This is a genomic window from Mycobacterium sp. 852002-30065_SCH5024008 (assembly GCF_001665645.1).
GTDB classification, from domain to species: domain Bacteria; phylum Actinomycetota; class Actinomycetes; order Mycobacteriales; family Mycobacteriaceae; genus Mycobacterium; species Mycobacterium paraffinicum.
On record NZ_LZSZ01000158.1, the window covers coordinates 1 to 6,358 of the forward strand.

The 6,358-nt window shown below is 64.8% G+C and carries 1 protein-coding gene; it reads right to left on the reverse strand.

The window, feature by feature from the left end; all coding sequences use genetic code 11:
- Positions 1 to 6,338: non-ribosomal peptide synthetase (locus A5781_RS19260; RefSeq protein ID WP_231990760.1), on the reverse strand; the 6,338-nt coding region annotated here is incomplete at its 3' end.
- Between the last annotated feature and the right edge of the window lie 20 nt (positions 6,339 to 6,358).

Below are 6,358 nucleotides of genomic sequence, written 5' to 3' on the forward strand. Positions count from 1 at the left end.
ATGCGATCGTCGGCAGCGTCAGATGTGTATAAGAGACAGACCCCCGACCCTGCCATAAGCGGGGCACTGATTGCGACACACATCGTGGTCTCCGTCGGCCCATAGGCGTTGACCAGCACCCGCCCCGGCCCGAAGCGATCCACCACCTCAGCCGGACATGCCTCACCGGCGACCACCAACGTCACCGACCCCAACCCGTCCGGCGAGAGCATGGCCATCGCTGAGGGGGTTTGGGTTAGCACGTTGATCTGTTCAGCGATCAGAACGGCATGCAACTCATCCGGGGAAGCGGTCACGGTCTCGGGCACCACAACCAACCGGCCCCCACCTAGCCAGGCACCGAAAATCTCCCACACCGAAACATCGAAGGAGTACGAATGGCACTGGGACCACACCCGCTCTTGGCCCAAGCCCCCGTCCAGTGACTCCAGCAACTGGGTCACGTTCTGATGAGTAACGGCAACGCCTTTGGGAATCCCCGTGGTGCCCGAGGTGTAAATCAGGTAGGCGATATCATCCGGCGCTGGGCCCGGCGGTGGTGTGCTGGGCTGGGTGTCGACAGCGGGGTCCTCGACGTCGATCACCCGCATGCCATGACCGTCGAGAGCCGACCGTAGGCCCGCCGTGGTCAAAGCGGCAATCGGCGCAGTATCGCCGAGTATGAACTCGATGCGGGCCGTCGGCAGGCCCGGGTCGATCGGTACATAGGCCGCCCCGGTCTTGAGTACCGCCAGAATCGCGATGATGGCCTGAGCCGACCGGGACATCAGCAGCCCCACATACTCACCGGGACCGGTGCCATGCGTAACTAACAACTGCGCCAAGCGATTCGCCGCCGCATCCAGCTCCCGATAGGTCAGGGAAAGGCCGTCACAAGTCAGCGCTACCGCCTCCGGTCTGCGGGACACCTGTTCGGCCCACAACTTTGTGATCGACACCGTCGGCGCGGCCGCGCGGGTCAACACACCTCGGTTGCCCCAGCTATCCAGGCGGGCGTGCTCCTGCGCATCGAGCACATTGATCGAAGAGACAGGCTGCAACGGGTCAGCAGTCATCGCCACCAACACGCGCTGGAATCGCCGGATCAAGGTTTCGATGCTCGCCGCCTCGAACACATCGGTGCGAAATTGCACAGCCCCGCCGATCCCGGCGGGCTCCCCCGCTTGGGTGAAGTGCTCGGCCAGAGAGAACGCCAAATCCATACGCGCAGAGTGGGTATCGGCTGGCAGCGGGCTGACGTGGATATCACCCAGGCTGAGGGCGGTATTAGCGTTGTGGTGCCCGGGGAGGTTTTGCCAGGTCAACATCACCTGCACCAGCGGGTGATGGGCCAGCGAGCGGGTGGGGTTGAGCCGCTCGACCAATACCTCAAAAGGCACATCCTGATGCTCAAACGCGGCCAGACTGCGCGCCCGCACCTGCCCCAACAGCTCGGCCACACTGGGATCCCCGCCCAGATCGACCCGCAACACCAACGTGTTGACGAAAAACCCGACCACCTCATCCAGAGCCGGATCACGGCGCCCAGCGATCGGGAAGCCGACGGCCACATCGGCGTTGGCGCTCAGTTTGGCCAGCAGCACTGCCAGGGCGGACTGGATCACCATGAAACTGGTCACCTGATGCGCGCGGGCCAACCGCGCGATCTGCTCCTGTAGTTCCGCCGGCCACTCCACGGTGATGCTGGCACCGCGGTGATCGGCTACCGCCGGATACGGCCGATCCGTCGGCAATGCCAGCCGCTCAGGCGTCCCGGCCAACGCGCCCTGCCAGTAGGCCAACTGCGCGCCGATGCGGCTCTGCGGATCCTCGAGATCCCCGAACTGGGCACGCTGCCACAATGTGTAATCGGCATACTGCACCGCCAACGGCAGCCAACTGGGGGCCTCGCCCACGCACCGGGCGGCATACGCCACACCCACATCGCGCACCAACGGAGTCACCGACCAGCCATCCGCGGCGATATGGTGCACCACCGCCACCAGCACATGCTCGTCCTCGGCTACGTGGAAAAGCCTTGCGCGGAGGGGGATCTCGGTTGCCAGATCGAATGTGTAACGTGCTGCGGCCTCGATCGCCTCGTGCAGCCGGGTATCCGGCCACCTGGTCGCGTCGACCACGCTCCAGTCCAATGCGGCCCGCTCAGCGGGTATCACCAGTTGCTCGGGTATGCCCTCGACAGCGGGGAACACCGTGCGCAGGCTCTCATGCCGGCCCACCACATCGACCAGTGCCGCCCACAACGCGTCGGCGTCAAGCTTGCCTTGCAGGCGCACGGCCACGGCCATGTTGTAGACCGGGGATGGGCCCACCAACTGATCGATAAACCACAACCGGGACTGAGCAAACGACAACGGCAACCGCCCCGGGCGCTCGCCGGCCACCAACGGCTCCAACCCACCGGCGTTCCCACCGACGCGGGGCGCTAACTGTGCGATGGTGGGCGCCTCGAACACCGCACGCACCGAGAGACCCGCATCCAAACCAGTGTTGATTGCATCCACGAGACGCATCGCCGACATCGAATCCCCACCCAACTCGAAGAACGAGTCGTCGACCCCCACGCGGTCGACCCCGAGCACCTGCGCATAAATTTCGGCCAACACCTCCTCGAGGGCACTGCCAGGGGCGCGATACCCGTCGGCATCGGTGTACTCCGGGGCCGGCAGCACACCGGTGTCGAGTTTGCCGTTGACCGTCAGTGGGAGGGCGTCGAGCATTACGATTGCGGCCGGCACCATATAGGTTGGCAGGCGCTCCGCCAGCTCGGCGCGAATCGCGACGGGATCGACCGTCCCGGTCACATAACCCACCAGGCGCCTAACATCGGGCCGGTCCTCCCGGACGAGCACCACCGCCTGCTCCACCCCAGCCAAACTGGCTAGCACTGCTTGGATTTCACCCAGTTCGATGCGATGCCCGCGGATCTTGACCTGCTCATCGGCGCGTCCCACATACCGCAACTGGCCGTCGTCGGCCCACCGCACCAGATCCCCTGTGCGATACATCCGGATCCCGGCGCCGCCGAATGGGCACGCCACAAACCGCGACGCGGTCAACGCCGCCCGCCGCCAATAGCCCATGCCCACACTGCGACCGGCCACATACAGTTCGCCGACCACTCCGGGCGGCACCGGACGCAACCCGCCATCGAGCACAAACAACGCGGTCCCTGACACCGGCGAACCGATCGGCGGTACCCCCGAACCAACGTGAAGTGGTCGGCCAACCGTCACATTGACCGTGGTTTCCGTGGGACCGTACTCATTTATCAAGGTGCTGGTAGCGGCATACCGGTCCACCACCTCCGCAGGGCAGGCCTCGCCGCCGACGATCAACGTCACCCCGTCAAGTCGGTCAGGGGACAAAGCCGCTAGTGCTGAAGGTGTCATCTTTGCGTGAGACACTTTCTGCTCTGCTATTAGCTTTGCCAATTCTTTGCCCGGCAGCGCCTGCTCGGCGTCCGGAATCACCGCAGCAGCTCCCGTCAATAAGGCAAACCACATATTCCCGACGGATGCGTCAAAGACCAACGGAGCGAACTGCAAGATACGGCTATCGCCCCTGATAGCAACGCGCTCGGCGTGCGTCGCAACCAAATCTGCAATGCCCACATGGGTGACGGCGACCCCTTTGGGGACACCGGTAGTGCCCGAGGTGTAGATGATGTAGGCGATGTCGCAGGCATCCGGGCAGGGCAGCGGGACGGCCGACTGGGTGTCGGTCACAGGGTCATCGACATCGATGACCGACAGGTCGTATCCGTCTAGCCGCGACCCCAACTCGGTCGTGGTGATGGCCGCCGTCGGGGCGGCGTCGGCGAGGATGAACCCGATACGGGCGTCGGGATCCGTCGGATCGATCGGCACATAGGCCGCCCCGCTCTTCAAGACCGCCAGGATGGCGGTGATGGCCTGCATGGAGCGAGGCAGCAGGACTATCACCACTTCACCGGGGCCCACCCCACGGGCAACCAGCAAGTGCGCCAACCGGTTGGAAGCCTCATCGAGTGCTCGGTAGCTCAGGGTGCAGCCTTCGTATGCCAGCGCCACTGCCCCGGGTGTGCTGGCGACTTGGGCGGCGAACGCCTGCGGGATGGAGACAGGCGGGGCGGCGGAGCGGCTCAATACCGCCCGGTTGCCCCAGTTATCCAGGCGGGTGTGTTCATGCGCATCGAGCACATCAATCAAGGACACCGGCTGGGAGGGGTTGGCCATCATAGCCATCAGCACGCGGCCCAATCGCTGGATCAGGGTGTCGATGCTGTCGGGGTCGAACACGTCTGTGCGAAACTCCGCCGCGCCGCTAATCCCGGCGGGCTCACCCGCCTCAGTGAAGTGTTCAGCAAGAGAGACCGCCAAATCCGTACGGGCAGTGTGGGTGTGCACTGTGAGCGGGCTGACCTTCACCTTCCCCAAACTCAGGTCGTCGAGATCATTGTTGTGCCCGGGCAAGTTTTGCCAGGACAGCATGACCTGGACCAGCGGATGATGTGCCAGCGAGCGGGTGGGGTGGAGCCGTTCCACTAAGACCTCGAAGGGCACGTCTTGGTGCTCGTAGGCGGCGAGGCTGCGCGCGCGCACCTGACCAAGGAGTTCGGCTACGCTGGGGTCGCCGGTCAGATCGAGGCGTAGCACCAGTGTGTTGACGAAGAAGCCGACCACCTCATCAAGTACCGGGTCGCGCCGGCCCGCGATCGGGAACCCAACGGCCACATCACAACTGGCGCTTAGCTTGGCGAGCAGTACTGCCAGGGCGGCCTGGATCACCATGAAATTGCTCACCTGATGTGCCCGGGCCACCCGGGTGATCTCCTGCTGCAGCTGCGCTGGCCATTCCACGGTGAGGCTGGCTCCGTGGTGATCCGCTACCGCCGGATAGGGCCGATCGGTGGGCAATTCCAGGCGTTCAGGCATGCCGGCCAGTGCGTGCTGCCAGTAGGCCAACTGCCCGCCGATGCGGCTGTGCGGGTCCTCTAAGTCCCCGAACTGCTCTCGTTGCCAGAGTGTGTAGTCGGCGTACTGCACCGCCAACGGCGCCCACCCGGGGGCCTGGCCTTGTGTGCGGCTGGTATAGGCGGTGCCTAGATCCTGTATCAGTGGGGTGATCGACCAGCCATCGGCGGCGATATGGTGGGCCACTGCTACCAACACATACTCCTCGGCGCCGACGCGGAAAAGCTGTGCCCGCAACGGGATCTCGGTGGCTAGATCAAACGCGTAGGCAGCCACCGCGGCGATGGCCTCTTCGAGCCGCTCGGGCGGCCAGTTGCTGGCATCCACGACGTCCCAGCCGAACTCGGTCTGCTCAGGCGTGATCACCTGCTGTTCGGGTATGCCGTCGACCGTGGGGAATATGGTGCGCAGGCTTTCATGGCGGGCCACCACATCACCGAGCGCAGCCCCTAAGGCTTCAACATCGAGTGGCCCGTGCAGGCGCACCGCGATGGGCAGGTTGTAGACCGCCGACGGGCCCAACAACTGGTCGACAAACCACAACCGGGACTGCCCAAATGACAACGGCACCCGCTCCGGGCGCGGGCCGGCCAGTAGGGGGGCCAGCCCACCGCCGCCCCCGGCCTGGATGCGGGGTGCTAGCTGCGCGATGGTGGGCGCCTCAAAAATGGTGCGCACCGATAGGTTGGCATCCAGGCTGGTGTTGACCGCGGCTATCAGGCGCATCGCCGACAACGAATTCCCACCTAGATCGAAGAACGAGTCATCGACCCCGACCCGCTTTATGCCCAACACTTGGGCGTAGATGCCGGCCAGGATGTCCTCGGTCAGAGTGCCCGGGGCGCGATAGTGAGCGCCGGTGTAGTCGGGGGCGGGTAGGGCGCGGGTGTCGAGTTTGCCGTTGACCGTCAGGGGTAGCGTCTTGAGCACCATGATCGCGGCCGGCACCATATAGGACGGCAGCCGGTCTGCGAGTTGGGTGCGGATGGCGACCGGATCCACTGTGTGAGAGGCGGATTGGGTGATGTAGCCGATCAGGCGTTTGTCGCCGGGGTGGTCTTCGCGGGTGATCACCACCGCTTGGTCCACCCCGTCCACACTGGCTAGGGTGGTTTGGATCTCACCGAGTTCGATGCGATACCCACGAACCTTGACCTGCTCATCCGCGCGCCCCACATACCGCAGCTGACCGTCGTCGCCCCAACACACCAAGTCCCCGGTGCGATACATCCGGGTGCCGGACGCCCCGGTGAAGGGACAAGCGAGGAACCGCGATGCGGTCAACCCCGACCGGCGCCAATACCCCACCCCCACGCCATGACCGGCCACATACAACTCGCCGACCACCCCGACCGCTGTCGGCCGCAACCACTGATCGAGCACCTGTCTCTTATACACATCTC